Raw genomic sequence first — 25,892 nt, 5'->3', positions numbered from 1 at the left:
ACTTTAAACTACGCCGGGATGGAGTGATCTGTCCCGGTTTTAGACTACATAAGGAGGGAAAGTATGGGGAAAAAATCAAGGACGGTCTTCGTCTGTCAGGAGTGTGGCTATGAAAGTCCTAAGTGGATGGGCCAGTGTATCTGCGGCGCGTGGAATTCCATGGTCGAGGAGAAAATAGTTGATACGCCGGAGAATGATAATCGTCGTCGGTCGTCGGCACCGGCCGGAGCTGGGGCTGTAGCCTCACCGCTAACAAAGGTTGGCTCGGCGGATCATGTCCGCATAGATACTGGTATAGGCGAACTGAATCGTGTGCTGGGCGGGGGGCTGGTCAAAGGGTCCCTAGTGTTGATTTCCGGCGAACCGGGCATTGGCAAGTCTACGATCATAATTCAGGCTGCGGCTAATATGGCCAAGACCATAGGTCCTGTCCTCTACGTTTCCGGCGAGGAATCAGAGGAACAGATAAAAATGCGTGCCGACCGTGTCTGCCCTGATCTCAGTGATCAGTTATTCGTTCTGGCGGAGACTAATATGGAAAACATAGTCACAGTCTGCGACACTATCAAACCAAAGTTTCTTGTAATAGATTCGATTCAGACTATGTACACCCAGGAACTGGATTCGGTTCCCGGCAGTGTGTCTCAGGTGAGAGCCTGCGGAAACATGCTCATGAAACTGGGAAAGACTGAGGATATCCCTATTTTTATCGTGGCTCACGTGACCAAGAGCGGCGATCTGGCCGGCCCTAAGATCGTGGAACATCTGGTGGACTGCGTCCTTAATTTTACAGGAGAGCGTGACCACGATTTCCGCATACTCCGGGCCTATAAAAACCGTTTCGGAACTACCAGCGAGATCGGAGCTTTTCATATGGAGGAGGAAGGTCTTATAGAGATACATGACCTTTCCGGCAGTTTCATCGACAGTAATGAAGAACGTTCAGAGGGTTCCGTCATTACTGCCGTTTACGAAGGCAGCCGCCCTGTTCTCATGGAGGTACAGGCGTTGACGGCCCCGGCAAATGTGGGATTCGCTCGCCGAACAGCTGTAGGCGTTGATTATCAGCGCCTGAGCATGATCCTGGCCGTCTTGGAGAAAAAACTCGGCATGACTCTCCTGAATCAGGATGTCTATGTTAATGTAGTCGGCGGCCTTCGCCCCGATAGCACTTCCGTGGATCTGGGAGTAGCCCTTGCAGTCTATTCGTCGATCCGAGATATAGTCTGTCCTAAGAGAACTGTAGTCATTGGCGAGGTCGGACTAACCGGAGATCTGCGTTCGGTCCAGAATGCCGACCGCATAGCCACTGAAGCAGCCCGCATGGGCTATGAGCAGGTAATAATGCCCGAGAAAAACGCTGCCCATCTAGGGGGGATTATTGGCGCTGACCGTAAGGCGGCATCTGCCGGCTCTTCTGCCTCCGCTGGGACTTCTGCCTCCGCTGGTTCTTCTGCCTCCGCCGGGATTTCGGCATCTGCCGGTTCTTCGGCATCCGCTGGCGGCTGTCGCATCATCGGCGCCAGAAATATCTTCGATGCCGTCAACGCATTCAAAGGGTAGGCCCTTGGAATATCTGTTTAGACATGTATGGTATTGTTCCATCAATGGAACGATACCATGCATTTTTTATTTAGGTTAAATTTGTCATATCAGCGTCATGAATTTGGAGATATTTGAGGTAGATACTGGCTTACAGCCGTTAACGGCTGTAAATATCCTAGCATTTTTTCAGTAATATTTTCGTTTCTATACATTTTAGGAGAACCAAAAAGTGCTCCAAGCATATTTTGGTGATCGGAAAAACAGTCCGAGCATTTTATTTGCTCGGACTGTGCGCAAGAATCGACATTATTATAGAACCACTGTGGCGGATGTTGGGTCGAGAGCAAGGTATACCAATGATTTCACGCCTCATATCCTGAATTACTTCGGGGATTCTTGCGTGGCCACAAGAATAGAATCGGTGCATAAACTTATGCATAACTGTACCATTGATGGAACAATACCCAACCAGTAGAAGTAGGCATTACGCACACCTGCCGTTCCGCAGGGGCTGTATGTACACGAGGACAAGTGGCTGGGTCAGTGGGCCCGGGATTTACTTCAGCTTTGCATTGGAGGCCATAGTATCAATATCCATCTCCGTATGATCCAGATCAGCCTCGATCTGAGTCAGATCCTCAGCCTCAACAAACTTAGGACTCAACAGCAGAGCCTCGATTTTGTTGTTGACTATGTTAAGCTTGTCAGACATTATAATAAACCGCGAGAAGTTATCACTGACAAGCGCATCTTTGAATCTGTCCAGATCGTGCTTGATCAGACGAATAAGCTCGTCCTCATTGCCAGGTTCGCCGATAAAGCGACGGTAAGGCTCAAGCCTTTGCAGGTAAATAGATTCATTCTCTTTGATCTCGTAGAGATAAATCAGCCTGACCGAGTCAGTCAATTCGAACTTCACGATATTTATATAGGCGGGCTTCGTCTTGATTGACGTAGCCCCCATCTGTTTCAACACGGTGTTGACCATGTTATCCGTTATAGTATCTTGTAACATATTATTATCCTTTCCAGATTAGATAGGTAAACCTACCTGATACTTCAGCAACAGGAATATCATAGCTATGAATACGGTAATCAGCATTACCGGCATGCCCACCTTGGTGTAGTCGTTGAATGAGATAGGGTAGCCGTGTCTGCCGGATATTCCGGAGAGCACTACGTTAGCAGACGCACCGATCTGAGTGCCGTTGCCGCCTAGGCATGCGCCCAGTGAAATTGCCCACCATAGGGGTGTGATGTCCATGCCCTGCTGGCCCATGGCCAGAATCAGAGGTATCAGTGTAGCAACAAAAGGTATATTATCAAGTATCGCAGACAGGAATGCTGATGCCCACAGCAGTATCATCATAGTTGCTACCAGATGTCCACCGGAAGCCTGCATTATCAATGTGGCGAGCTGTTTGATGACGCCGGTCTTGACCATGCCGCCTACTACTATAAACAAACCTGTAAAGAATACCAGTGTAGGCCATTCTACATCGCCTACAACTTCGTCGATGTCCTGACCGCCGATGACCATCATTATAGCCGCTGCTGTCAGAGCAACTGTTGCAGTCTGGATTCCAAAGTGTCCATGGAGAATGAATGCCACTATGACCAGAGCAATCATTACAACACTTTCGTGAAGAAGTCGCCTGTCGGTTATAGCCTTGCTCTCGTCAAGTTCCATAACATCTTTGATAGCATCCTGATCCGCCAGAAGCTTTTTCTTATAGGCGAACTTCATGAAGAAGATAACTGCTATAAGACCGATGATGCAGGCAACGCCTGTATTCTCGACGAAGTCAAGGAAGTCCAGACCTGCGGCGCTTCCTATCATAATATTCGGTGGGTCGCCGATAAGTGTCATGGTGCCTCCGATATTAGAAGCGAAAATCTGACCGAGCAGAATAGGTACCGGGTTGATCTTAAGCATCTTACCTATAGTCAGAGTCATTGGTCCCATGAGCAATACAGTTGTTACATTGTCTAGGAAAGCTGAACAGAACGCCGTGATGATCATGAACATGACCATGATCTTCCAGGGATCTCCGTGAGCCATCTTAGCAGATTTGATAGAAACATATTCGAATAGTCCGCTGTGTTTGACGACAGCAACGAACATCATCATGCCTACCAGTACGCCCAAAGTGTTAAAGTCGATGTAACTGACTGCCTCATCGAAAGTCAGGACACCGGTCAGAAGTAAAGCTACAGTACCTGCCAGTGCGGCTGCGGCTCTGTGTACCTTCTCCGTCATGATCGCGCCGATTACTACGACGAAGATCACAATGGCAATAATTTCTTGTTCCACAATAGTCCTCCTTAGTCTGTGGTTGCCTCAGGTCTCGCGAAACAATCCCTACATTAGCATCGATAAACCCTCAGAACAATCATCCTTTATTCAAATTACAGAAGGATTTTAACACTATGAATATCAATAGGCAACAGGAAAAACAATTATCGTACAACTGGGAAAATACCATAAAATGGAAGAAATGGGGCAGCTGACGACCTGACACCATGAAAAATAAAAAACCTTGAACCACCTGCAATAACAGGGGTTCAAGGTATATAAGCCCTTGATGAAATGTCACAATTTACCCTTTGAACCAGATTCAACTCATGTATACAAGGCTAAAGATGTATAGGTCACCGTAAACCTATAAGACATAATTATCTAATTCAAAATTCTGAATATGTATGCAAAACCTATAAGAAATCCCGAATAAGACTTTACTTGTTTTTCAGAATCGGCAACTCGAACCAGAAGGTACTTCCTTTGTTAAGTTCGCTCGTTACGTCGAAGTCTGCCTTATGCAGGTTCAGTATCTCTTTGACTATGGAAAGCCCCAGACCGCTGCCATCAGTAGGTCTTACGTGGTGTGTGCTGGATTTGTAATACCTTTCCCATACATGGGCGACCTCGTCCGGAGCTATGCCTTTGCCGTGGTCTGTTACGGAGAAGCGGATGTTCTTGCCGGACTTTTTCAGATCCACCAGGATTTGTTTGTCGGCGCCGCAGTATTTGACGGCGTTGTTGATCAGGTTGCTCATGACCTGCTTGATCTTAGCTTCATCGCTGTAGACCACAGCCTCATCACCGTTGCAGTGGAACTGAATATCGTAACCGTCGCTTTCATTTAATATGTCATAAGACGACATTATAGATGCTGCGGCCTTGCAGAAATCGAATTTGGTTTTCTCAAGCTTGATCCGCTTGGATTGCATTCTGGACAGATTCAGCATGTCGTTTACCAGAGAGTTCAGCCGGTCGGCTTCCTCAATAATAACGTTCAGATGAGCGCTGCGCTTGACAGGGTTGTTCCCCGACAGGTCGCGAATCATCTCCGCGTAGGACTTGATCATAGTCAGCGGCGTCCGCAGATCGTGAGAAACATTGGCAATAAGATCTTTTTGATACATATCGGTCTTCTCAAGTTCACCTTCGGCTGCCGTCAGAGTGTCCGCCAGTTCGCGGGTCTCTGAATAATGACCGCCTTTGAACTTGACGCTGTAGTTGCCCTTGCCCATTTCTGCCGCCGAATTGGTGATGTCCTTGATGGGCTTGGATATCCTGTTTGCCAGGTAAAGGGCCAGAGCCAGGGAAAGGAGAATTGCGATTATGGTAATGTAGACAAGCTGGGACCGCAGAATGTTCACTGTGGACTGCACCGGGAACAAAGGCGAGAAGATGTACAGGGTGTACACGATGTTATCGTCCTTGTCTCGCAGGTAGCAGGCGAACTCCATGGTCCGGTTGCTGCCGCGGCCTACGCTGATATTGGTCACGCCGTCATTGATGGCGCTGCTGGCCAGTTTCTGGTCCAGCGTCACTATGTCCATGGCGTACTTCCCGCTGATGCCTCGGGATGGCCCCATTTCGTCGGAGGATTCCGAGGTTATAACAAAGGCTCCCGTGGTGTTGGATACCATTATGGTCAGGTCGTTATATGAAGACACGGTCTTGATCATGGACTTAAGTGAATCGAAGTCGTAGTCATTGGAAGCAAAGGACTCTGTAATGTGGTTGGCGATCTTGCTGGTCTCGTTGGACTTCATTTCTTCGTAATAGGTATTCAGGAAGAATATCTGAAGAAGCCATATGAGGCACAGCAAAATCACTGCGAAAGTGATGAAATACGCCCACAGTTTGAATTTGATGCTATGAAGATCTATGCCTTGTTTGCCGGTCTTTTTTCTACTGTTATTATTCGTCGAACTCAAATTTATATCCTACTCCCCTTAGAGTGACGATGTAGTCACGGTATGGTCCCAGGGCGTTCCTGAGATTCTTGATGTGCGTGTCGATGGTTCTGTCGTCGCCGAAGAAGTCGTAGCCCCAGATGTCTGACAGCAGTTTGTCTCTGGACAGGGCGATATTCCTGTTTTCAATCAGGTAGAATAAAAGGTCGTACTCCTTAGGAGTAAGCTCGATCCTCTCGCCGTCTACAGATACTGTCCTTGCGGCGATGTTGATTTCCAGACCGTTGAAATTCATCACATCGGTCTTGCTCTGAACGCCGCTGCTCCTGCGGGCCAGAACTACATTGACTCTTGCCATGAGTTCCTTAGGGCTGAATGGTTTGACGATGTAATCATCGATGCCCAGTTCGAAGCCGAAGAGCTTATCATATTCCTCACCGCGAGCTGAAAGCATTATAATAGGTATATCTTTGATTTTCTTTATTTCCTTACAAGTGGAGAATCCGTCAAGCTTAGGCATCATAATGTCCAGGATGATCAGATCATAATCGTTGAGTTTACAGAGACCGACAGCACTCATGCCGTCAGACGCCTCAGAGACTTCATAACCGTTGAACTCCCCATATTCCTTGATGACCTCTCTGATTTTCGGTTCGTCATCTACTACCAGCAACTTATACATATATCGTTCCTCCTTTGAACCTTAGTATTCGAATTTATTACACTGTTTGTTACATATTAATTATTAACTGTGTGGATAATATGAAATCCTTATAATGATTTTAACACAAATGGGTTTTTTTAGGAAGAAAAAACTAATTCTCACAAGGGTTGACGTGTTTAACTTGTTAGATTATACTATTTGGTATCAAAGATTTTGTGCAGGAAGCATACAGAAATTTTCCCCTCGCAGGATCTGTTGACGCGGCATTAGCGTTATAATGCAAGATTACTGGAAAGGAGGACAAGTTATAAAATGATCAAAAAGTTAATAAGGGGCTTGGTCACTATTATCGGTGCGGCTTTTGGTTATGGCTGTTGCCTGCTGATTGGCTACTGGATCAATCACAGTGGCGGAAACGTAGATGAATATTTCTCTTCGGGACAGCAGATGGGTATAGCTATTGCATTCGCTATTATTTTTGGAATTATTTTTTTCAAGCTGACACCTGTACTGAGTAGACAAAGCACTAAGGTTGCCAATAACATTGAAAGTGATCTGCAGGGCATTTCCGGCAATGTTATAGTCGCAGGCACTATCGGCCTCATAGCAGGACTTCTCATAGCCTTGCTTCTGACTCAGATGTTTACCTTCATCACCAACAAGTATGTGTATTCGTTCATAATAGTGATCACTTACTTTATTTTCGGGTATCTGGGCGTGGTCATAGCAACCAGCAAGGGCAAGGAAATGGCAGGCAATATTCTGGCTCCCCGGGGTAAGGACCAGAACCAGAACCAGAGCCAAGGCGGCAGCAGGTTCGCCAGGGCAGGCAAGAAGAAAAGCGACGCCATTCCTAAGATCTTCGACACCAGTGTCATTATCGATGGCAGGATCGCCGAGATAATGAAGACAGGCTTCCTGGAGGGGCCTATCGTCATACCTGAATTTGTTCTGGTAGAATTGAGACACATTGCAGACTCTTCTGATTCTCTGAAACGTACGAGAGGCAGAAGAGGTCTTGACATACTCAATAAGATCCAGAAGGATTACGGAGTAGAAATCTATAATACCGATACCGAGAAGGCTCTCAAGGAAATACCGGAAGTAGACGTGAAACTGTTGAAACTGGCTCAGCTGATCAACGGTAAGGTAGTTACCAACGATTTCAACCTGAATAAGGTAGCGGCTATAAACGGAGTCAGCGTACTGAATATCAATGAGCTGGCTAACTGCCTGAAACCTGTAGTACTGCCTGGTGAGGAAATGACTGTGAGCCTTGTGAAACAGGGCAAAGATCAGAGCCAGGCTATAGGTTATCTGGACGACGGCACTATGATAGTAGTAGAAGACGGACGCAAGCAGATAGGGAAGACCACCAAGATCAACGTAACCAGCGTTCTGCAGACTTCTGCAGGAAGAATGATATTTGGAAGGTTGAAGAACACACATGTACAGCAATAGCAGAGTAGTGGCAGTTATAGGCGCTGCCGGATCCGGGAAGAGGATGGCGGCGTCAGTGCCTAAACAATTTATCAAGCAGCAGGGCAGGACCATATTGGAGACCACAGTGTCTAAATTCACGGATTGTGATTTCGTGGATGAAGTAATGGCTGTAGTTCCGCCTGACTATGTTGATGGCTGCAGAAAGCTTCTGCCCGGTGTCAGGATAATCCCCGGAGGGGAAGAACGTCAGGACTCTATCTTTGCGGCCATAAGACAGCTGGACAGAGAAGACCCCGAGGGAGATACCATCGTCCTGATACACGACGGGGTAAGACCCTTTGTCACACAGGACACTATACGGGCCGTCACGGAGAAAGCCTTTGAAAAAGGCGCAGCCATAGCGGCCGTACACACTAAAGACACCATCCGTCACATTGACGAGGGAACCCTGGACCGGAGCAAATTGTACAACGTACAGACGCCTCAGGGCTTCAGACTATCCCTGATCAGAGAGGCCTACGAGAAGGCTTTTGCGGAAAAGTACTACGGTACCGACGACGCCGGACTTGTAGAGAGAATGGGCGTGGTGCCGGAGGTCGTCATAGGCGGCGAGGAAAATATCAAGATCACCACACCGAGAGATCTGAGGAGAGAAATGAGAGTAGGAACAGGATACGATGTGCACAGGCTGGATCCAGGTAGGAAACTTGTCCTTGGCGGGGTGCTTATCCCCTGGAACAAAGGTCTGCTTGGCCATTCTGACGCGGACGTGCTGACTCATGCCCTCATGGATGCCATGCTGGGGGCTGCGGCTCTGGGCGATATAGGGAAATGGTTTCCCGACAGCTCGCCGAAGTATGAAGGCATATCAAGTATTATTTTGTTGAAAAAGGTCGCATCGTTATTAAACGATGAAGGCTACGAACTGGTGAATGCAGACGTCACAGTCATTTGCCAGGAACCGAAGCTGGCCGGCTATATACAGGCTATGAGAGAAAATATCGCCAAGGCAACAGGCGTTGACATGGCCGTGATAAGCGTTAAGGCCACGACTACTGAAAAACTCGGATTCACCGGCCGGGGCGAGGGTATCGCCGCCGAGGCGATCTGTTTGATACGGGAAGTTCCCAAGGGTGGAAATCCGGGAACTGAAGCATAAATATTAAGGAGACGAAAATGAAGTTATCTAAAATGCATTTGAAAACATTGAGAGAGGTACCGGCAGAGGCAGAAATACCAAGCCATATACTGCTTCTCCGCACGGGTATGATCAGGAAACTGGTTTCCGGAGTATACGGATTCATGCCTATGGGCTGGCGCTCAGTCAGGAAGATCGAGGAGATCATCAGACAGGAAATGGACGCGGCCGGCGGAGAAGAGATACATATGTCTGCTATCCAGCCTGCTGAATTGTGGCAGGAATCGGGCAGATGGGAGGCCTATGGCCCGGAACTGTGGAGGATCAAAGACAGGAACGGCAGAGATTTCTGCCTTGGACCTACTCATGAAGAGGTCTTCACAGATCTGATCAGAAATGATGTATCATCCTATCGTCAGCTTCCGGTGCTGCTGTACCAGATCCAGACTAAATACAGAGATGAAGCCAGACCGCGCTTCGGTCTCATGAGGAGCAGAGAGTTCATAATGAAGGATCTGTACTCATTTGACGCCGATGAGGCGGGACTGGATATAAGCTATAAGGCTATGTACGATGCTTACGACAAGATTTTCACCCGCTGCGGGCTGACATTCAGACCGGTAGAGGCTGATACGGGAGCCATCGGCGGAAGTAATTCCCACGAATTCACGGCTTTGTCAGAGGTCGGCGAAAGCGAGATCGCTTATTGCGAGAAGTGCTCTATGGCTGCCACTGTCGAGAGGGCTGAATGTGTAGACGCTAAAGCCCAGGATGATGTAGACATGCTTCCTCTGGAAGAGGTCAACACCCCGGGAACCAAGACCATCGAAGAAGTAGCGGACTTTTTGCACATGGACGCAAAGGAAACCATGAAAGCGTTGCTTTTTGTTACATACGACGCCGAAGGCAAGGAAGACGGCTATGTTGCGGCCTTCGTCAGAGGCGACAGAGACGCTAACATGATCAAGCTGGTCAACGCCCTGGGCATCGCCGAGCACCAGATAGAGTTCGCGGACGAAGAGAAAATGTCAGCGGCTACAGGCTGCGTAGGCGGATTCACAGGACCTGTAGGACTTCACGACTGCAAGATAGTCGTAGACAGCGAACTGCCGGGACTGAAGAATCTTTGCGCAGGAGCCTGCAAGGAAAATTATCATTTGAAGAATGTCAACTATGGCAGAGACTATAAAGGCGACATAGTTGCAGATATCAAGCTTCTGAAAGCCGGAGATCCGTGCCCTGTATGCGGTGCGCCGATCAAGCACGCCAGAGGCATAGAGGTCGGGCAGGTATTCAAGCTGGGCACCAAGTATTCGGAGTCCATGCATGCGACGTACCTGGACGAGAACCAGAAGGAGCATCCGCTTCTCATGGGCTGCTACGGCATTGGAGTCACCAGAACTCTGGCGGCTGTCGTAGAGCAGAACCACGATGATAACGGAATAATCTGGCCTATGGCTATAGCGCCGTATCACGTGATCGTGACGCTGGTCAAGGACAACGACCCTGTACAGAAGGAAATGGCGGAGAAGATCTATGACGAACTGGAAAAGGCCGGCGTAGAGGTTCTCCTGGACGATAGAAAAGAGAGACCGGGAGTCAAGTTCAAGGATGCCGATCTGCTGGGGATCCCTGTCAGGATCACAGTGGGCAAGCTGGCGTCTGAAGGCAAGGTGGAGTACAAGCTGCGCCGCGACGCTGACAAGGAAGAAATCACAGCTGAAGAGGCTGTATCCCGGGCTGTGGAAATCGTAAACAAAGAACGTAGAGGCTAGTATATGAGCGCGAAAGAAGGACGCGAAGGGAATATGTATCTTCAGCTCTTCTGGACATTTTTCAAGCTGGGCCTGTTCACTATAGGCGGCGGCATGGCTATGATACCTCTCATGCAGGGGATCATAGTAGATCAGAAGAAATGGATGACCGAGGAGGAAATAGTTGACTGCTTAGCTGTCAGCCAGGGACTTCCGGGGGTCATTGCCATTAATATGGCTACATATATCGGCCACTACAAGAAGGGCGTGCTTGGCGCTATCGTCGCAACTATCGGCGTGGTGCTTCCCAGCCTGGTCATAATAATTGCAATCATCGAGTTGCTCAATGGAATCGGCGACAACAAGTATGTCAACGGAGCTCTGACCGGCGTCAAGGCGGCGGCCACGGGCCTCATCGCATACTCGGCATATAAAGTCGGAAAACAGATCCTTAAGGGATGGTTCCCGTGGATCCTGGCAATGGCAGCATTTCTGCTTATAGCAGTCCTGAATGTAAACGCCGTTTATGTAATTATCGGCGGCATGGTTATCGGACTTGTTTATGAGCACTTTACAGGAGACGGCCGGAAGGGAACAGGCGAGTCAGAGAAAGCAGGTGATCAGTCATGATCTATCTGAAACTTTTTCTGGTATTTGCGAAAATAGGCCTCTTCGGATTCGGAGGCGGACTGGCCATGTTGCCGATGATATATCAGGGCGCCAGGGATTTCCAGCTTATGAGCGGAGACGAGTTCTCCAATCTGGTTGCCATATCTCAGGTGACGCCGGGACCGCTGGCTGTTAATGCGGCCACCTATGTGGGCTATTACAGCGCGGGGCTTCCGGGAGCGCTGGTTGCTACCTTCGGGGAAGCATTACCATCGTTTATACTGGTATTGATAACATGTTATTTCATAAATAAATATAGAGAGAGCAAAGCCGTTGAGGGGGCTTTCGCAGGCATAAGGCCTGTGACGGTCGGCCTGCTCGCTTCAGCAGTAGTATTCATGGGACAAAGCGCATTTGCGACTTTGGCGCCCGTGCCTGTCATTATCTGTGTCGCAAGCATAGTGTTGATAGGGAAGTTTAAGCTGAATCCGATCTTTATCGTGATCGGTTCCGGCGTGATAGGAGCGTTTTTATGTGGGTAGGCGGAGTAAGAGTAATATTAGCCAACGAAAAAAATGAGATCCTCATGGTCAAGCAGCATCACGAGGATAAGGATATCTGGATGGTGCCGGGGGGCGCTATCGAGGATGGAGAAAATTCCGTGGAGGCGGCTGTGCGCGAGGCCAAGGAAGAAACGGGCCTTGATATCAAGATCAGGGGCGTGGCCTGGCATGTTGAAGAGGTCTCACCTGAAAGAGGACAGCGGTTCGTCAATTATATGATCGGCGACATCATAGGCGGCGAGCTGGGACTGGGTTCAGATCCGGAACTGGCGGAAGACGCCCAGGTACTGCGGGAGATCAGATTTCTGTCCCGGGAAGAAATAGGAAAACTGGAAAACATATATCCCAAGTTCTTCAATGACGAGATCTGGGATATATTGAAAAGCGACCTGAACGGCATGACTTATTACAAACTCAGAGAGCCATGGTGTCAGAGAGTAAATATTAAATCTAAATAGACAGAAATAAAGAGAGGAAACAATATCATGAAGAAAGTAACTATCGAAATGGAAAACGGCGGAGTAATGTCAGGCGAACTTTACGATGACATCGCGCCTATTACAGTTGAAAATTTTGAAAAACTGGCTAAAGACGGATTCTACGACGGACTCACATTCCACAGAGTCATTCCGGGATTCATGATCCAGGGAGGTTGTCCTGACGGCACAGGCATGGGCGGCCCGGGCTACACTATCAAGGGAGAGTTCCGCTCCAACGGAGTGGAAAACAATCTGAAACATACAGAGGGCGTTTTGTCCATGGCAAGAACTATGGTACCTGATTCAGCAGGTTCGCAGTTCTTCATTATGGTTGCAGACGCACCACACCTGGACGGCGAGTATGCTGCTTTCGGAAAGATCATCGAAGGCCTTGACGTAGCACAGGATATAGTTAAAGTCGAGACAGACCCAATGGACAAACCGCTTACTCCGGTAGTTATAAAAACTATCACAGTAGAGTAATTTAGCTGAATAAAGTACGGTTTTTCGGGTATATATAAGGGTAATTCTAAAAAACGAAAGGATGATACACAAATGAAGTTCCTTGAAGAAGTTCACGAAGACATACAGACTGTGGTCAGGAAAGATCCGGCTGCCAGAAACGAGCTGGAAGTCCTGATGTGTTATCCGGGAGTCTGGGCCCTTATATGGCACAAGCCGGCTCATTGGTTATATGATCATAACCTGAAGCTGCTGGCAAGACTTATATCCCAGGAAGCACGCAAGAGCACAGGAATAGAAATACATCCCGGAGCCAAGATCGGCAGAAGATGTTTCATCGATCACGGCATGGGCGTAGTCATAGGCGAGACAACTGAAATCGGCGACGACTGCACATTATACCAGGGCATAACTCTGGGCGGCACAGGAAAAGAGAAGGGCAAGAGGCATCCGACCCTTGGAAACAGGGTAGTAGTAAGTTCGGGAGCCAGAGTCCTGGGACCGTTTAAAGTCGGAGACGACGTTAAGATCGGTTCCGGTTCAGTAGTACTTCAGGAAATACCTAACGGTTGCACAGTAGTCGGCGTACCGGGAAAGATAGTCAGAAGATACGGCGAGAACACAGATGATCTCAATCAGGTGGATCTTCCGGATCCAGTCGATGTTGAGATGGAATGCCTGAGAAGGCGTATCGTCATGCTGGAGAATAAGATCAATCAGCTGGCTAAGGATAGCCAGAAACCTGGCCTGAAGGAAGTCAAGAGCCCGGAGGCAGGTAAAGAGGATAGCAATAAGGATAAGAAGGAAGAGGAAGAAAATGACCATGAAGATTTACAATACGCTAAGTAGACAGAAAGAGGAATTCGTTCCGATCAAGGAAGGACAGGTGTCCATGTATGTATGTGGTCCCACGGTTTATAACTTCTTCCACATTGGAAACGCAAGGCCTCTGGTAGTATTCGATACTCTGAGAAAATATATGGAGTACAGAGGATACAAGGTCAAATACGTACAGAACTTCACAGATGTAGACGATAAGATAATCAACAGAGCCAAGGAAGAGGGCATCACGGCCCCGGAAGTTTCCGAGAAGTACATCAAGGAATACTTCAATGACACCAAGGCCCTGAATGTTCGCGTGGCCGACGTACACCCTAAGGTTTCCGAGCACATTCCGGAGATCATAGCGTTCATTCAGACCCTTATAGACAAAGGTTTTGCTTACGAGGCTGACGGCGACGTATATTTCTCAACGCGTAAATTCCCTGAGTATGGCAAGCTTTCGGGACAAAACATAGACGACCTGGAATCAGGCGCACGCATTGCCATAGGCGAGGTGAAAAAGGATCCTCTGGATTTTGCTCTCTGGAAGGCAAGGAAAGAGGAAAGCGAGATTGCCTGGGAGTCCCCTTGGGGCATGGGTAGACCGGGCTGGCATATAGAATGCTCAGCCATGAGCAAAAAGCACCTTGGCAACACCATCGACATTCACGCCGGCGGTCAGGATCTGCAGTTCCCCCATCATGAGAACGAGATCGCTCAGTCGGAGTGCTGCAACGGCGCGCCTTTTGCGCACTACTGGATGCATAACGCATACATCACCATGGACAGAGAGAAAATGTCCAAGTCCAGGGGCAATTTCTTCACGGTCCGCGACATCCGCAAGACCTACACAGGCGAAGAAATCAGATTTTTCCTTTTGTCAGGCCAGTACAGAAGTCCGATAGACTTCAGCGAGGCACTTATGCAGCAGTCCAGGGCCAGCCTGGAGAGAATGAGCAACTGCAAGGAAAACCTGCTGTACCTTATTAAGAACGGCGAAGAGGGCTCCATGACCGACGAGGAAAAAGCGGCTCTTGACGGATACGATAAATACAGACAGAGCTTCATTAAGGTAATGGATGACGATCTGAACACAGCTGACGGCATCAGCGCAGTATTCGAATTGATCACGGCTATCAATACGGCGGTGGCAGGTGGAAGCACCAGGGAATTCGCTCAGAAATCCCTGGATACCCTTATGGAATTCTGCGACATTCTCGGACTCCTTCAGGCTGAAGAGGAAGACGAGTCAGTGGATCCTGAGATCCAGAAGCTGGTCGATGAGAGACAGGAAGCCCGCAAGGCCAAGAACTTTGCAAGGGCCGATGAGATCCGCGATGAACTGAAGGCGAAAGGTATAACTTTGAAGGACACTCCCCAGGGCGTCCAGATCATTAAAGAGTAATTATGATAGAAGTAAATTCTAAGGCAAGCAATACGACGGCACTCGCATATATTGGGGATGCCGTCTATGAAGTATATGTAAGAAAATATGTCATGGGAAAGGGCATGGTCAGGGTGGACAAAATGAACAGCCTGGCTATTTCCTATGTCTGCGCTGATGGCCAGGCCAAGGCGGCCCGGGAGCTCATGAAGGGCTTCCTGACTGAGGAAGAGGTCAGCCTGCTCAAGCGGGGCAGAAATCACACTAACACCAACAAACCCAGAGGATCCACGCCTATAGCATACAAGCTGGCTACAGGATTCGAGGCGCTGGTGGGGTTTTTGTATCTTCACGGCGATACACAGCGCCTGGATCAGGTAGTGGCTGAAGCAATGAAAATCATAGAGGAGGAGTCCCATGAGTAAAGCAGATAAATTATTCGTGAACATGTGCCGCGGTATCCTGGACAATGGGTATTCCACAGAAGGCCAGGAGGTCAGAGCCCGCTGGGAAGACGGCTCCCCGGCCTACACCATCAAAAACTTCGGCGTCGTCAACAGGTACGACCTGTCGGAGGAATTCCCGGCAATCACTTTGCGCCACACGGCAATCAAGTCTGCCGTAGACGAGATGTTGTGGATCTGGCAGCAAAAGTCAAACAATATCAACGACCTCAAGAGCGGCATCTGGGATGAATGGGCCGATGCAGATGGTTCCATCGGCAAGGCCTACGGTTATCAGATGGCCGTGAAATATAAATTCCACCAGGGCCTTATGGATCAGGTGGATAATGTTATCTGGCAGCTGAAAAACACGCCGCAGTCACGTCGCATAATGACGAATATCTACAATTTCGCAGATCTTTCGGAGATGAATCTGGAGCCCTGCGCTTACAGTATGACTTTCAACGTGACAGGGGACAGGCTCAACGCCGTTCTCAATCAGCGTTCCCAGGACATTCTGGCGGCAAACAACTGGAATGTGGTCCAGTATTCAGTTCTGGTCATGATGCTGGCTCAGGTCTGCGGCTTCAAGGCCGGGGAGCTGGTTCACGTCATTGCCGACGCCCACATTTATGACAAACACGTTCCGGTCATAGAGGAACTCATCGCCAGGCCCCAGTACCCGGCGCCGAAGTTTACCCTGAACCCGGACATTAAAGATTTCTACGATTTTACCACGGACGATATTACTGTGGAGGATTATCAGCACGGTCCACAGATCAAGAACATACCCATCGCCGTGTAAGGAGGCTAACTATGAATCTGATATTAGCAGCAGACAAGAACTGGGCCATAGGCAACAAAGGCGAGCTTTTGTGCCACATCCCGGGGGATCTGAAGTTTTTCAAAGAGAAGACTCAGGGCAAGACTGTCGTCATGGGCAGGGCTACGCTGGAAAGTCTTCCTGGGCACAAAGGTCTGCCCGGCAGGAGGAACATCGTTCTCACGGGAAACCGGAATTTCACTGCGGAGGGTGTTCAGATGTTTATTCATGACCTGGATCATCTGAAGGACGAACTGGCAAAGGACCCGGGCGACGACGTTTTCGTCATCGGCGGCGCCAGCGTGTATAAGATGTTGCTGCCATTATGCGACACCTGTTACATAACCAAAATAGACGCAAGCTTTCCGGCGGACCGGTACTTCGTAGATCTGGACGCCGACAAGGATTTCCAGGTGACCTGGCAGAGCGATATGAAGGAGGACAACGGTATCCAGTACCGTTTTTTCAAGTATGAAAGAGTCAAATAAAAAAGATGCACGCCGAAGAGATCACGGCCAGCGTAACCTCGGCCAGCGTAACCTCGGCCAGCGTAACCTCGGCGAAGGGGAAAAGGCTGACAATTCCCATAGCGATATGGTCATTGGTCGCAATCCTGTGATCGAGGCCCTGAAAAGCGGTCGCGACATGGAAAAACTTATGGTACAGAAGGGTGCCACAGGGTCTATGGGGAAAATACTGTCTCTGGCCAAGTCCCGGGGCATTGTCACCAGGATGGTGGATAAGGATATTCTGGATAGGACCGCCGGAGGCGGTTCCCATCAAGGCGTCATAGCCTTTGTGTCGGTCCACGAATACGCAACGTTAGACGATATATTAAACCTGGCTGCAGAGCGCGGCGAGGATCCTTTTGTTGTGATCCTTGACGAAGTCTCGGATCCCCACAACCTAGGGGCTGTCATGCGTACGGCCGAATGCGCCGGCGCCCACGGAGTGATAATCTCCAAAAGGCGGGCCAGCGGCATTACCGAGACCGTGGCCAAAACTTCGGCGGGAGCCGTGGAATACCTGCCATGCGCCAGGGTGGCCAACATCGGCCAAGCTATAGACGCCTTGAAAAAACGCGGAGTCTGGGTCTACGCCTGCGACATGGGCGGCACCTGCTATTATGAACAGGATATGACCGGCGGCGTGGCCCTGGTCATCGGCAACGAAGGCTCCGGCATCAGCCGACTTGTAAGGGAAAAGTGCGACTATTGCATTTCGATTCCCATGGTCGGGAAAATATCATCACTGAATGCCTCCAACGCGGCGGCAATTCTTATGTATGAGGTGAGGAAACAGAGAGATGCAGAAAAATAGTGACGCAATCGGCAAGATCGGCTTGTCGCCTGATGACGCAGCGTGCAGTCATACATCTTCGCCTGACGATCTGAATGTTCTTCGCGATGAGGAACTGGTGAAAATGGCCCAGGAAGGCAGTGCGACGGCCGAGGAATTTCTGATCCGCAAGTACAAAGGTCTGGCCAAGACCAAGTCACGCCAGTATTTTATCATTGGCGGGGACAACGAAGACGTCATACAGGAAGGCATGATAGGGATTTTTGAGGCCATCCGCGATTACGATGTAGACGGCGCCGCATCCTTCAGGACTTTTGCGGAGCTTTGCATGAGCCGGCAGATCATCACCGCCATTAAAAGCGCCAACCGTAAGAAACACCAGATCCTCAACGATTCGCTGTCTCTCAGTGTCGAGGACAAAACCGACGGCGAGGGGCCTTCGCCTATGGAGCGAGTGGCTGCTGACGAAAATCTCAACCCGGAGACCCTGGCACTCATGAATGAGGTGGCGACATATCTGCAGGCTGACGGGCTGGCCGACTTCAGCGACTTCGAGAGCCGGGTGTGGATGGAGATGCGCAAAGGCCTGACTTACAAGGAGATCGCTGCCTCCCTGGGCAAGTCGCCTAAGGCTATCGATAATGCCATTCAACGTATCAAAAAGAAGATATACACTTTCCTGGAATACTAAGTTTGCGGGGGAATGATGCTTGCGAAGGCGGGAAACTGCCGGCCGGCGCGTTTAGTTCATTCGGCCTGCGCGCTTTTCGGCTTGCCGTACCCCTACGGCCTGAGCGCTCGCGCGCCTTCCGGCTTGCCGTACCCCTGCGGCCTGAGTGCCCGCGCGCCTTCCGGCTTGCCGTACCCCTGCGGCCTGAGCGTTTAGTTCACTCGGCCTGAGTGCTTTCCGGCTTGCCATACCCCTGCGGCCTGAGCGTTTAGTTCACTCGGCCTGAGTGCTTTCCGGCTTGCCATACCCCTGCGGCCTGAGCGCTCGCGCGCCGGGTTCGAAAATGTCGATAAATGTCATGGCGAAAAGTGCCTAAATCAATTGACAACAAGCGCAAAATATAGTACGATTACAATATTGCGACAGGCTGTTGTAGCTCAGTAGGTAGAGCACTTCCTTGGTAAGGAAGAGGTTCGGCAGTTCGAATCTGCTCAACAGCTCCAAAAAGTTTAGTAATTATTATAAAAGGAGTAATGAAAAATGGCAAAACAGAAATTTGAAAGAAACAAGCCGCATATCAACATCGGTACTATCGGCCATGTAGACCATGGTAAGACAACGCTGACAGCAGCAATCACCAAAGTACTGCATAACAGATATTCTCTGGGATCAGATGTAGAGTTCGATCAGATCGATAAGGCACCTGAAGAGAAGGAAAGAGGAATCACTATTTCCACAGCTCACGTAGAGTATGAAACACCAAACAGACATTATGCTCACGTAGACTGCCCGGGCCATGCTGACTATGTAAAGAACATGATCACAGGAGCAGCTCAGATGGATGGAGCTATTCTGGTAGTAGCAGCAACAGACGGACCGATGCCACAGACAAGAGAGCACATCCTGCTTTCAAGACAGGTAGGAGTACCATACATCATCGTATTCCTGAACAAATGCGACATGGTAGATGACGACGAGCTTCTGGATCTGGTAGAGATGGAAGTAAGAGAACTACTTTCAGAGTATGAATTCCCAGGCGATGATACACCGATCATCAGAGGATCAGCCCTGAAGGCACTTGAAGATCCATCAAGCGAGTGGGGAGACAGAATCATAGAGCTTATGGAAGCAGTAGATTCATACATCCCAGAGCCACAGAGAGCAAACGACAAACCATTCCTGATGCCTGTAGAGGACGTATTCTCGATCACAGGACGTGGAACAGTAGCAACAGGAAGAGTTGAAAGAGGAATGCTGAAGGTCGGCGACGAAGTAGAGATCGTGGGACTTTCAGATGAGAAGAGAAAAGTCGTAGTAACAGGACTGGAGATGTTCAGAAAGATCCTGGACGATGCAGAGACAGGCGATAACATCGGAGCACTGCTGAGAGGCGTACAGAGAGATGAGATCGAAAGAGGACAGGTACTGGCAAAACCGGGAACTATCCATCCGCATACAAAGTTCAAGGGTCAGGTATACGTACTGAAGAAGGAAGAGGGCGGACGCCACACACCATTCTTCAACGGATACAGACCACAGTTCTATTTCAGAACTACAGATGTAACAGGAGATCTGCAGTTGCCAGAAGGTACAGAGATGTGCATGCCTGGAGATAACGTAGTAATGGAGATCGACCTGATCACACCAATCGCTATCGAGGAAGGACTGAGATTCGCCATCAGAGAAGGTGGAAGAACAGTAGGATCCGGAGTCGTAACAGAGATCATCGAGTAGTTCTACAAGAAGAACGACGAGACACTGGCATAGCCAGCATCCGATCGGCCGGTGACGGCAGAGCGGACAATATGGAAACAAGTAGCAGGGCATCGTGCCCTGCTATTTTTATGGCCGCGGCTCCGAGCTGCAGCCGCCGGTGCGCCGTGATTCTAGGCGGATCCGTGTCAGCCGGTGCGCTTGTGCTATTTGAACGATCGGCTGGCCGCGGCTTCGGATTCGTGTCAGCTTATCAAATAATGCCCTTCGGCCCTTAATCATCTGCTACTACCCCGATACGCATCTTCCAAATGTGTAGATTTAGCGATATACATCGACAAACCACAGAAATAATAGTAAAATATATAGGTTATGTATATTACTGACAATTAAGAAATTTAATCGAGGAAATCAAATGAGAAGTGATAAATACAAGCACAGCAGCCAAGGCCCGGAGGGCCGGGCTGGCAACCAAGCAAGCGGCGGCCCGGAGGACCGGGCTGGCAATCAAGTAAGCGGCGGCCCGGAGGGCCAAGCCGCCCAAGGCTCTCCGGCGTCGAGCGCCCAGGCCGCCACGGCAGCCAATGCCGCCCAGGCCGCCACGGCAGCCAATGCCGCCCAGACTGCCACGGCAACCAAAGCCCAGGCCGGTCGTACTAAGTTCGGCATATTCACCAGAGTATGGTCGATCATGTACTTCTTCGCCTTAGTAGCTTTTGTTGTAATGCTTGTCTACGCAGACATACTGCCTGCCAAGATTATGTACATTGCGCTGGCCATCGTAGGGCTCATCAGTCTAGCAATTTTTCCGACCCTTTATTTCTATGGATTCAAACGGTGGAAGAAAATCGTGGCACTGATTTCTTCCATATTGCTCATGGGCGGATTCGCCTTTGCAATAGTAAACCTAGGCGATACAGTGGGGTTCTTCTCCCAGGTGACAAGCGTAAATGAGCAGACGGAGAACTACTACGTAATCGTGAACAAGAGCAGCGATTACGAGAAGGAAGATGACATCAAGGGCAAGGAAGTCGCCACATATCTGACCAACGAACTGAATTATTCCAAAGCCAAGGGTCAGTTGGCTTCAAATGAAAACGTGACATACGCCAGAGTAGCCAGCCTGTCAAAACTGGGGAGCGGGCTTTTGAGCAAGAAATATGAAGCTATACTCATAAGCGCCAGCCATTATAAGACCATTTGCGACCAGGAAAGCGATTTCAAGAGCAAGACCCGGATCATACATGTGGTCAAAGTCAAGATATCCTCCGAGGATCTGTCTAAGAATGTCGATGTGACCAAGGAATCATATAACGTGTACATCAGCGGATTGGATACCAGCGGCACCATCGACACAGCATCCAGGTCCGACGTCAACATGATCGTCACAGTCAACCCAAAGACCAAGACTGTTTTGTTGACATCGATCCCGCGTGACTATGAGATCAAGCTAACCAGCAAGGACAACGCCACGGACAAGCTGACCCACACGGGGATCTACGGCATCCAGCAGACCATCAAATCCGTAGAAAAGCTCACCGGCGTGGACATGAACTACTATCTGAAGGTGAATTACACCACGGTGACCAAGTTCATCGATGCCGTTGGCGGTGTTGACGTGAACTCGGACTTCACTTTTACCACCCACGGTCAGGGCGTATACTATACATTCTACGAGGGCAAAAATCATCTTGACGGGGCTAAGGCGCTGGCTTTTGCCAGAGAGCGCAAGTCTTTCGCGTCGGGGGATGTGCAGAGGAACAAAGATCAGGCTAAGATTGTCGAGGCAGTCATCAAGAAGGCATCGTCGAGCAAAACTATTCTGACGAAGTATTCCTCCATATTGGCGGCTTGCAAGGATTATATGGAAATCAATATGACCAGCAAGGAGATCAAGGCCATAGTCAAGCAGCAGATCAACGACGGCGGAAGCTGGACTATCAAGAAACAGAATATGACAGGTTCGGGCACATACGAGACCTGCTATTCCACAGGTGATTATTCTGTCTATGTCATGAAGCCGTCAGAGGATCAGGTGGTCAAGGCCGTGGACAAAATTGCTGCAGTTATGGACGGAACGTTGAAGTAGTGACGTGGGGTCGCCGGCAATGTGGCTGGCAGGGAAAACAGGCAAGGTTGAAGGAATCCCAGGCTAGGCTGCCAGGAAAGTCTGGGAAGAGAAAATATCACCGTCGAATCTCAGAAAAAATGTTGACATTGACAGAACCTTGTTGTACACTTAATAGGCGACTTTATGAGAAAATTCTACAGAGCTGGCCGACCAGCTCTGAATTTTGGTTAAAAAACGGAGGACTATCATAATGAGAGTTAAAGTAACATTAGCATGTCAGGAATGCAAGCAGAGAAACTACAATACTGTTAAAAACAAGAAGAACGATCCTGATCGTATCGAGCTTAAGAAGTATTGCCCGTTCTGCAGAAAAGAAACTCTTCACAAAGAGACTAAATAAGGAGTGTCTGAAATGGCAAAAGGAAACGATAAGAAAAAATCTAACGAGAAGCAAACTACAGCTTCAGTAGCACAGGCCAGGAAAATTGCTGCCAAGAACTCCCAGAAAAAGAAAAAGGGTTCCACCAAGGAATACTGGAAGGGCGTCAAGCAGGAAATGGGCAAGGTAGTATGGCCTACTAAGAAGGAATTAGGAGCATTTACAGTTGTTGTTATCTGCACCTGTGCTTTCTTTGCGCTGGCTTTCTGGGGTATCGACTCAGGATTCCTTGCTATACTGAAGGCAGTATTGGGCATTACTTTGAGCTAATTCCCCAAGAGATTGAAGAAGGTATTTTAAATGTCAGAGACAGATAACAAAGGCACGGCCAATATCTTTTCACCGCTTACGGAGGAAGGTATCAGAGGCGACGGCCAGGCTAAGTGGTATGTAGTACATACATATTCTGGCCACGAGAACAAAGTAAAAGTAAATATTGAGAAGATGGTGGAAAACCGTGGAATGCAGGATACTATTCTGGAGATCATTGTTCCTACTGAAGATAGAGTAGAAATCAAGGATGGACAGAGGAAGATCAAGACGAGAAAGATGTTCCCGGGCTATGTCATCATCAAGATGATCGTCACCAATGAATCATGGTACCTTGTCAGAAATACACAGGGAGTTACCGGATTCGTAGGGCACGGCTCAGAGCCGGTTCCACTTACGCCTGAAGAAGTAGCGCGTATGGGAATAGAGAAGATCGATATCGATCTGGACGTTGAAGTCGGCGACACAGTACGAGTTATCAATGGACCATTCGAGAGCTTCATGGGAGAAGTCCTCGATATCAACAAAGATAAGCAGGTACTGACCGTCAAGGTTTCTATGTTCGGTAGAGATACGCCTGTTGAACTTGAGTTCAATCAGGTAGACAAACTTTAGGAGGAAGGAGGAGCACCATGGCAAAAAAAATCGAAGGTTATATAAAACTTCAGATTCCAGCCGGAGGAGCAACACCAGCACCACCTGTAGGACCTGCATTAGGACAGCACGGAGTCAACATTATGGATTTCTGTAAACAGTTCAATGCCAAGACTCAGGATCAGCCGGGAATGATCATTCCAGTAGTAATCACGGTTTATGCAGACAGATCGTTTACATTTATCACGAAGACACCACCTGCAGCAGTTCTTTTGAAAAAGGCAGCTGGACTGGATACCGCTTCCGGAGAGCCAAACAAGAAGAAAGTTGCGACACTCACCAGGGCTCAGGTAGAAGAGATCGCAAAAGTAAAGATGCCTGATTTAAATGCCGCTGATCTGGACGCTGCTGTAAGCATGGTTTCAGGAACAGCTAGAAGCATGGGTATCGTAGTAGAAGAGTAATTTTTTGTGGGAGAATATCTGAGGCCAGCCGCTGAAGAAATTCGATAGAACCACGAGGAGGTAGAAAAATGGCTAAACACGGAAAGAATTACAGAGCTTCTGTAGAGAAATTCGATAAGTCAGAAATGCACGAAGTAACAGAAGCAATGAAAATCGTAACTGAGTCTTCAAAGGCTAAGTTCGATGAGACCATTGAAGCGCACATCAGATTGGGCGTAGATGGCAGACACGCAGACCAACAGGTAAGAGGAGCTATGGTTCTTCCACACGGAACTGGTAAAAGCGTAAAGGTTTTGGTATTTGCTAAGGGACCTAAGGCTGAAGAGGCTGAGGCAGCTGGAGCAGACTTCGTAGGAGCTGAAGAGCTGGCACAGAAGATACAGTCAGAGAACTGGTTCGATTTCGACGTAGTAGTAGCTACCCCGGACATGATGAGTGTCGTTGGAAGACTTGGTAAAGTTCTGGGACCTAAGGGATTGATGCCAAATCCTAAATCAGGAACAGTTACTATGGACCTTACTAAGGCTCTGGAAGACATTAAAGCCGGTAAAGTCGAGTATCGTCTTGACAAGCAGAACATCATCCACACTGTTATAGGAAAAAGTTCATTTGGACCTGAGAAGCTTGAAGAGAACTTCAATGCTCTTATGGAAGCCATCGTTAAGGCAAAACCAGCCAGCTCCAAGGGACAGTATCTGAAGAGCGTGGTAGTTACATCAACTATGGGACCTGGAGTAAAAATCAACACAGCTCTTATCGGTTAATGCAGCTAAACAATTGAATTTGACACTAAAACCGTAGACAGCGGGTGCGAAAGCTTAATTTCCCGCCGAGGTACAATATATAAAGATATTGACCTTGCTTCTGTCTATGAGGCAAGGTTTTCTTATTGAGTACCAATCATTCGCGAACCGTTCATCGGTTCCAGAAAGGAGATACAATGTCTGAAGAAGCAAAAAAAGAGAAACAAGTAGTAATTGACGAAATAAAAGCTAAACTTGAAGGCGCGCAGTCAGCTGTAGTTATTGACTACATGGGAACTACAGTAGCTGAAGCTGATGCTATGAGAAAGAAACTTCGCGAAGCTGATGTAGACTATAGCGTTTACAAGAACACTCTGATGAAGAGGGCCATAGCAGGAACTGAATTCGAGAAGCTGGGTGATGTTATGCAGGGCCCAAGTGCTATCGCTATCAGTAAAGACGATGCTACAGCACCGGCAAGAGTACTGAAAGAGGCTATCACATCATATAAGAAGATGGAGTTCAAAGCCGGAATCGTAGAAGGCGAATTCTATGATAAGGATGGAATCGAGCAGATCGCATCTATCCCATCAAGAGATGAACTCATCGCAAAATTCATGGGAAGCATTCAGTCACCTATTGGAAAATTTGTCAGAACTCTGGCAGCTATTGCTGAGGCTAAGCCTGCAGATGGAGCTGAAGCTCCTGCAGCAGAAGCAGCCCCTGCAGAAGCACCTGCCGAGGCAGCACCTGCTGAAGCCCCTGCTGAAGAAGCACCGGCAGCAGAAGCTACCCCTGATGCAGAATAATAGATAATAATCAAAATTTTATAAGGAGAAATAAAATGGATAAAGATAAAATCATTGAAGCCATAAAGGGCATGTCAGTTCTTGAATTGAACGAGTTAGTTAAAGCATGTGAAGAAGAGTTTGGCGTTTCAGCAGCAGCTCCAGTAGCAGCAGCAGGCGCAGCAGCAGGCGGCGCAGCTGAGGAACAGTCAGAGTTCACAGTAGTACTTAAGGAGATCGGCGGAGAGAAGATCAAAGTCATCAAGGCTGTAAGAGAAATCACAGGACTTGGACTTAAGGAAGCTAAGGACTTAGTTGACGGAGCTCCTTCAAACGTTAAAGAAGGCGTTGAGAAGGCTGAGGCAGACGAGCTTAAGGCTAAGCTTGAAGAAGTCGGCGCAACAGTTGAGCTTAAATAATCAGGCGACAATTTACGACTATGAAACCGACGCAAAAATTTGCGTCGGTTTTTTTTCGTATTTATCCTTGACCATTTGACCGATTAG

At 48.7% G+C, this 25,892-nt stretch carries 28 protein-coding genes, 1 tRNA gene, 1 pseudogene and 1 other annotated feature; of the genes and pseudogenes, 26 read left to right on the top strand and 4 right to left on the bottom strand.

What is annotated here, in order from left to right:
- The first annotated feature begins 63 nt into the window (after window positions 1–63).
- On the top strand, window positions 64–1,563 hold the full coding sequence (gene radA / locus EV211_RS04000; RefSeq protein WP_207667983.1) for a DNA repair protein RadA: 1,500 nt from the start codon (window positions 64–66) through the stop codon (window positions 1,561–1,563).
- 538 nt (window positions 1,564–2,101) lie between these two features.
- Here radA and EV211_RS03995 read toward each other — a convergent pair.
- The 4 genes from EV211_RS03995 to EV211_RS03980 form a co-directional block, all read right to left on the bottom strand.
- Entirely contained in the window at window positions 2,102–2,560 is a 459-nt protein-coding gene (locus EV211_RS03995; RefSeq protein WP_133528145.1) for a hypothetical protein, read from the bottom strand.
- An 18-nt stretch (window positions 2,561–2,578) separates the two neighbouring features.
- On the bottom strand, window positions 2,579–3,859 hold the full coding sequence (locus EV211_RS03990; protein ID WP_133528144.1) for an ArsB/NhaD family transporter: 1,281 nt from the start codon (window positions 3,857–3,859) through the stop codon (window positions 2,579–2,581).
- Window positions 3,860–4,281: 422 nt separating this feature from the next.
- Window positions 4,282–5,772 (bottom strand): sensor histidine kinase, encoded by a 1,491-nt coding sequence (locus EV211_RS03985; RefSeq protein ID WP_133528143.1) that lies wholly within the window; start codon window positions 5,770–5,772, stop codon window positions 4,282–4,284.
- On the bottom strand, window positions 5,756–6,433 hold the full coding sequence (locus tag EV211_RS03980) for a response regulator transcription factor (protein ID WP_133528142.1): 678 nt from the start codon (window positions 6,431–6,433) through the stop codon (window positions 5,756–5,758). Before EV211_RS03980 ends, EV211_RS03985 begins: the two co-directional genes overlap by 17 nt.
- Before the next feature lie 294 nt (window positions 6,434–6,727).
- On the opposite strand from EV211_RS03980, the gene EV211_RS03975 reads away from it, so the two are divergent.
- The 25 genes and pseudogenes from EV211_RS03975 to rplL all read left to right on the top strand — a co-directional run bounded on the left by EV211_RS03975 (window position 6,728) and on the right by rplL (window position 25,805).
- Entirely contained in the window at window positions 6,728–7,876 is a 1,149-nt protein-coding gene (locus tag EV211_RS03975) for a PIN/TRAM domain-containing protein (RefSeq protein WP_133528141.1), read from the top strand.
- Window positions 7,863–8,495: pseudogene (gene ispD, locus EV211_RS11120) on the top strand (2-C-methyl-D-erythritol 4-phosphate cytidylyltransferase); the annotation flags it as partial. The gene EV211_RS03975 and the pseudogene ispD, both read left to right, overlap by 14 nt.
- Before the next feature lie 18 nt (window positions 8,496–8,513).
- The gene (gene ispF / locus EV211_RS11115; RefSeq protein ID WP_334295782.1) at window positions 8,514–9,017 is read left to right on the top strand and encodes a 2-C-methyl-D-erythritol 2,4-cyclodiphosphate synthase; all 504 of its coding nucleotides are present in this window, start codon (window positions 8,514–8,516) and stop codon (window positions 9,015–9,017) included.
- A gap of 17 nt (window positions 9,018–9,034) precedes the next feature.
- Window positions 9,035–10,771, top strand: a complete 1,737-nt coding sequence (locus EV211_RS03965) for a proline--tRNA ligase (protein WP_133528139.1) — start codon at window positions 9,035–9,037, stop codon at window positions 10,769–10,771.
- A 3-nt stretch (window positions 10,772–10,774) separates the two neighbouring features.
- A complete protein-coding gene (locus EV211_RS03960) occupies window positions 10,775–11,380 on the top strand; it encodes a chromate transporter (RefSeq protein WP_133528138.1) in 606 nt (201 codons plus the stop codon).
- Window positions 11,377–11,901, top strand: coding sequence for a chromate transporter (locus EV211_RS03955; RefSeq protein WP_133528137.1), 525 nt, complete (start codon window positions 11,377–11,379; stop codon window positions 11,899–11,901). The genes EV211_RS03960 and EV211_RS03955 overlap by 4 nt, the downstream gene beginning before the upstream one ends.
- Window positions 11,892–12,380 (top strand): NUDIX domain-containing protein, encoded by a 489-nt coding sequence (locus tag EV211_RS03950; RefSeq protein ID WP_133528136.1) that lies wholly within the window; start codon window positions 11,892–11,894, stop codon window positions 12,378–12,380. The genes EV211_RS03955 and EV211_RS03950 overlap by 10 nt, the downstream gene beginning before the upstream one ends.
- A gap of 27 nt (window positions 12,381–12,407) precedes the next feature.
- A complete protein-coding gene (locus EV211_RS03945; RefSeq protein WP_133528135.1) occupies window positions 12,408–12,884 on the top strand; it encodes a peptidylprolyl isomerase in 477 nt (158 codons plus the stop codon).
- Between the two features lie 72 nt (window positions 12,885–12,956).
- The gene (gene cysE, locus EV211_RS03940) at window positions 12,957–13,712 is read left to right on the top strand and encodes a serine O-acetyltransferase (protein ID WP_133528134.1); all 756 of its coding nucleotides are present in this window, start codon (window positions 12,957–12,959) and stop codon (window positions 13,710–13,712) included.
- Window positions 13,687–15,090, top strand: coding sequence for a cysteine--tRNA ligase (gene cysS / locus EV211_RS03935; protein WP_133528133.1), 1,404 nt, complete (start codon window positions 13,687–13,689; stop codon window positions 15,088–15,090). The genes cysE and cysS overlap by 26 nt, the downstream gene beginning before the upstream one ends.
- Window positions 15,091–15,092: 2 nt before the next feature.
- Window positions 15,093–15,494 carry a Mini-ribonuclease 3 gene (locus tag EV211_RS03930; RefSeq protein ID WP_133528132.1) on the top strand — a complete coding sequence of 134 codons (402 nt, stop codon included), beginning with the start codon at window positions 15,093–15,095 and terminating at the stop codon, window positions 15,492–15,494.
- A complete protein-coding gene (gene thyA, locus EV211_RS03925; protein WP_133528131.1) occupies window positions 15,487–16,317 on the top strand; it encodes a thymidylate synthase in 831 nt (276 codons plus the stop codon). Before EV211_RS03930 ends, thyA begins: the two co-directional genes overlap by 8 nt.
- An 11-nt stretch (window positions 16,318–16,328) precedes the next feature.
- Window positions 16,329–16,823, top strand: a complete 495-nt coding sequence (locus tag EV211_RS03920; protein ID WP_133528130.1) for a dihydrofolate reductase — start codon at window positions 16,329–16,331, stop codon at window positions 16,821–16,823.
- Between the two features lie 106 nt (window positions 16,824–16,929).
- Window positions 16,930–17,655: a 23S rRNA (guanosine(2251)-2'-O)-methyltransferase RlmB gene (rlmB, locus tag EV211_RS03915; RefSeq protein ID WP_133528153.1), complete on the top strand. Its 726-nt coding sequence runs from the start codon at window positions 16,930–16,932 to the stop codon at window positions 17,653–17,655.
- Entirely contained in the window at window positions 17,642–18,325 is a 684-nt protein-coding gene (locus EV211_RS03910) for a sigma-70 family RNA polymerase sigma factor (RefSeq protein WP_133528129.1), read from the top strand. The genes rlmB and EV211_RS03910 overlap by 14 nt, the downstream gene beginning before the upstream one ends.
- 405 nt (window positions 18,326–18,730) lie before the next feature.
- Window positions 18,731–18,807 (top strand) — tRNA-Thr (locus EV211_RS03905).
- Between the two features lie 37 nt (window positions 18,808–18,844).
- Window positions 18,845–20,038 carry an elongation factor Tu gene (gene tuf, locus EV211_RS03900; protein WP_133528128.1) on the top strand — a complete coding sequence of 398 codons (1,194 nt, stop codon included), beginning with the start codon at window positions 18,845–18,847 and terminating at the stop codon, window positions 20,036–20,038.
- A 394-nt stretch (window positions 20,039–20,432) separates the two neighbouring features.
- Window positions 20,433–22,106 carry an LCP family glycopolymer transferase gene (locus EV211_RS03895; RefSeq protein WP_133528127.1) on the top strand — a complete coding sequence of 558 codons (1,674 nt, stop codon included), beginning with the start codon at window positions 20,433–20,435 and terminating at the stop codon, window positions 22,104–22,106.
- A 232-nt stretch (window positions 22,107–22,338) separates the two neighbouring features.
- Window positions 22,339–22,488: a 50S ribosomal protein L33 gene (rpmG, locus tag EV211_RS03890; RefSeq protein ID WP_133528126.1), complete on the top strand. Its 150-nt coding sequence runs from the start codon at window positions 22,339–22,341 to the stop codon at window positions 22,486–22,488.
- Between the two features lie 12 nt (window positions 22,489–22,500).
- A complete protein-coding gene (gene secE, locus EV211_RS03885; RefSeq protein WP_133528125.1) occupies window positions 22,501–22,797 on the top strand; it encodes a preprotein translocase subunit SecE in 297 nt (98 codons plus the stop codon).
- A 30-nt stretch (window positions 22,798–22,827) separates the two neighbouring features.
- Window positions 22,828–23,412: a transcription termination/antitermination protein NusG gene (gene nusG / locus EV211_RS03880; RefSeq protein ID WP_133528124.1), complete on the top strand. Its 585-nt coding sequence runs from the start codon at window positions 22,828–22,830 to the stop codon at window positions 23,410–23,412.
- A gap of 17 nt (window positions 23,413–23,429) precedes the next feature.
- On the top strand, window positions 23,430–23,855 hold the full coding sequence (gene rplK / locus EV211_RS03875; protein ID WP_133528123.1) for a 50S ribosomal protein L11: 426 nt from the start codon (window positions 23,430–23,432) through the stop codon (window positions 23,853–23,855).
- Window positions 23,856–23,923: 68 nt separating this feature from the next.
- On the top strand, window positions 23,924–24,619 hold the full coding sequence (rplA, locus tag EV211_RS03870; RefSeq protein ID WP_133528122.1) for a 50S ribosomal protein L1: 696 nt from the start codon (window positions 23,924–23,926) through the stop codon (window positions 24,617–24,619).
- Window positions 24,620–24,632: 13 nt separating this feature from the next.
- Window positions 24,633–24,752: a sequence feature (ribosomal protein L10 leader region), on the top strand.
- A gap of 43 nt (window positions 24,753–24,795) precedes the next feature.
- Window positions 24,796–25,407: a 50S ribosomal protein L10 gene (rplJ, locus tag EV211_RS03865; protein ID WP_133528121.1), complete on the top strand. Its 612-nt coding sequence runs from the start codon at window positions 24,796–24,798 to the stop codon at window positions 25,405–25,407.
- Window positions 25,408–25,442: 35 nt separating this feature from the next.
- Complete coding sequence (rplL, locus tag EV211_RS03860; protein ID WP_133528120.1) at window positions 25,443–25,805, top strand: 50S ribosomal protein L7/L12; 363 nt, start codon at window positions 25,443–25,445, stop codon at window positions 25,803–25,805.
- Window positions 25,806–25,892 lie beyond the last annotated feature (87 nt).

Source organism: Aminicella lysinilytica (assembly GCF_004362975.1).
Classification (GTDB): Bacteria; Bacillota; Clostridia; order Peptostreptococcales; family Anaerovoracaceae; genus Aminicella; species Aminicella lysinilytica.
This window is presented reverse-complemented; position numbering and strand designations above follow the sequence as displayed.

Bases quoted from the DNA above. Each gene is read 5' to 3' on its own strand.
- radA (WP_207667983.1), top strand. From the start codon at position 64: ATGGGGAAAAAATCAAGGACGGTCTTCGTCTGTCAGGAGTGTGGCTAT.
- EV211_RS03995 (WP_133528145.1), bottom strand. From the start codon at position 2,560: ATGTTACAAGATACTATAACGGATAACATGGTCAACACCGTGTTGAAA.
- EV211_RS03980 (WP_133528142.1), bottom strand. From the start codon at position 6,433: ATGTATAAGTTGCTGGTAGTAGATGACGAACCGAAAATCAGAGAGGTC.
- EV211_RS03975 (WP_133528141.1), top strand. From the start codon at position 6,728: ATGATCAAAAAGTTAATAAGGGGCTTGGTCACTATTATCGGTGCGGCT.
- ispF (WP_334295782.1), top strand. From the start codon at position 8,514: ATGAGAGTAGGAACAGGATACGATGTGCACAGGCTGGATCCAGGTAGG.
- EV211_RS03965 (WP_133528139.1), top strand. From the start codon at position 9,035: ATGAAGTTATCTAAAATGCATTTGAAAACATTGAGAGAGGTACCGGCA.
- EV211_RS03960 (WP_133528138.1), top strand. From the start codon at position 10,775: ATGAGCGCGAAAGAAGGACGCGAAGGGAATATGTATCTTCAGCTCTTC.
- EV211_RS03955 (WP_133528137.1), top strand. From the start codon at position 11,377: ATGATCTATCTGAAACTTTTTCTGGTATTTGCGAAAATAGGCCTCTTC.
- EV211_RS03950 (WP_133528136.1), top strand. From the start codon at position 11,892: ATGTGGGTAGGCGGAGTAAGAGTAATATTAGCCAACGAAAAAAATGAG.
- EV211_RS03945 (WP_133528135.1), top strand. From the start codon at position 12,408: ATGAAGAAAGTAACTATCGAAATGGAAAACGGCGGAGTAATGTCAGGC.
- cysE (WP_133528134.1), top strand. From the start codon at position 12,957: ATGAAGTTCCTTGAAGAAGTTCACGAAGACATACAGACTGTGGTCAGG.
- cysS (WP_133528133.1), top strand. From the start codon at position 13,687: ATGAAGATTTACAATACGCTAAGTAGACAGAAAGAGGAATTCGTTCCG.
- EV211_RS03930 (WP_133528132.1), top strand. From the start codon at position 15,093: ATGATAGAAGTAAATTCTAAGGCAAGCAATACGACGGCACTCGCATAT.
- thyA (WP_133528131.1), top strand. From the start codon at position 15,487: ATGAGTAAAGCAGATAAATTATTCGTGAACATGTGCCGCGGTATCCTG.
- EV211_RS03920 (WP_133528130.1), top strand. From the start codon at position 16,329: ATGAATCTGATATTAGCAGCAGACAAGAACTGGGCCATAGGCAACAAA.
- rlmB (WP_133528153.1), top strand. From the start codon at position 16,930: ATGGTCATTGGTCGCAATCCTGTGATCGAGGCCCTGAAAAGCGGTCGC.
- EV211_RS03910 (WP_133528129.1), top strand. From the start codon at position 17,642: ATGCAGAAAAATAGTGACGCAATCGGCAAGATCGGCTTGTCGCCTGAT.
- tuf (WP_133528128.1), top strand. From the start codon at position 18,845: ATGGCAAAACAGAAATTTGAAAGAAACAAGCCGCATATCAACATCGGT.
- EV211_RS03895 (WP_133528127.1), top strand. From the start codon at position 20,433: ATGAGAAGTGATAAATACAAGCACAGCAGCCAAGGCCCGGAGGGCCGG.
- rpmG (WP_133528126.1), top strand. From the start codon at position 22,339: ATGAGAGTTAAAGTAACATTAGCATGTCAGGAATGCAAGCAGAGAAAC.
- secE (WP_133528125.1), top strand. From the start codon at position 22,501: ATGGCAAAAGGAAACGATAAGAAAAAATCTAACGAGAAGCAAACTACA.
- nusG (WP_133528124.1), top strand. From the start codon at position 22,828: ATGTCAGAGACAGATAACAAAGGCACGGCCAATATCTTTTCACCGCTT.
- rplK (WP_133528123.1), top strand. From the start codon at position 23,430: ATGGCAAAAAAAATCGAAGGTTATATAAAACTTCAGATTCCAGCCGGA.
- rplA (WP_133528122.1), top strand. From the start codon at position 23,924: ATGGCTAAACACGGAAAGAATTACAGAGCTTCTGTAGAGAAATTCGAT.
- rplJ (WP_133528121.1), top strand. From the start codon at position 24,796: ATGTCTGAAGAAGCAAAAAAAGAGAAACAAGTAGTAATTGACGAAATA.
- rplL (WP_133528120.1), top strand. From the start codon at position 25,443: ATGGATAAAGATAAAATCATTGAAGCCATAAAGGGCATGTCAGTTCTT.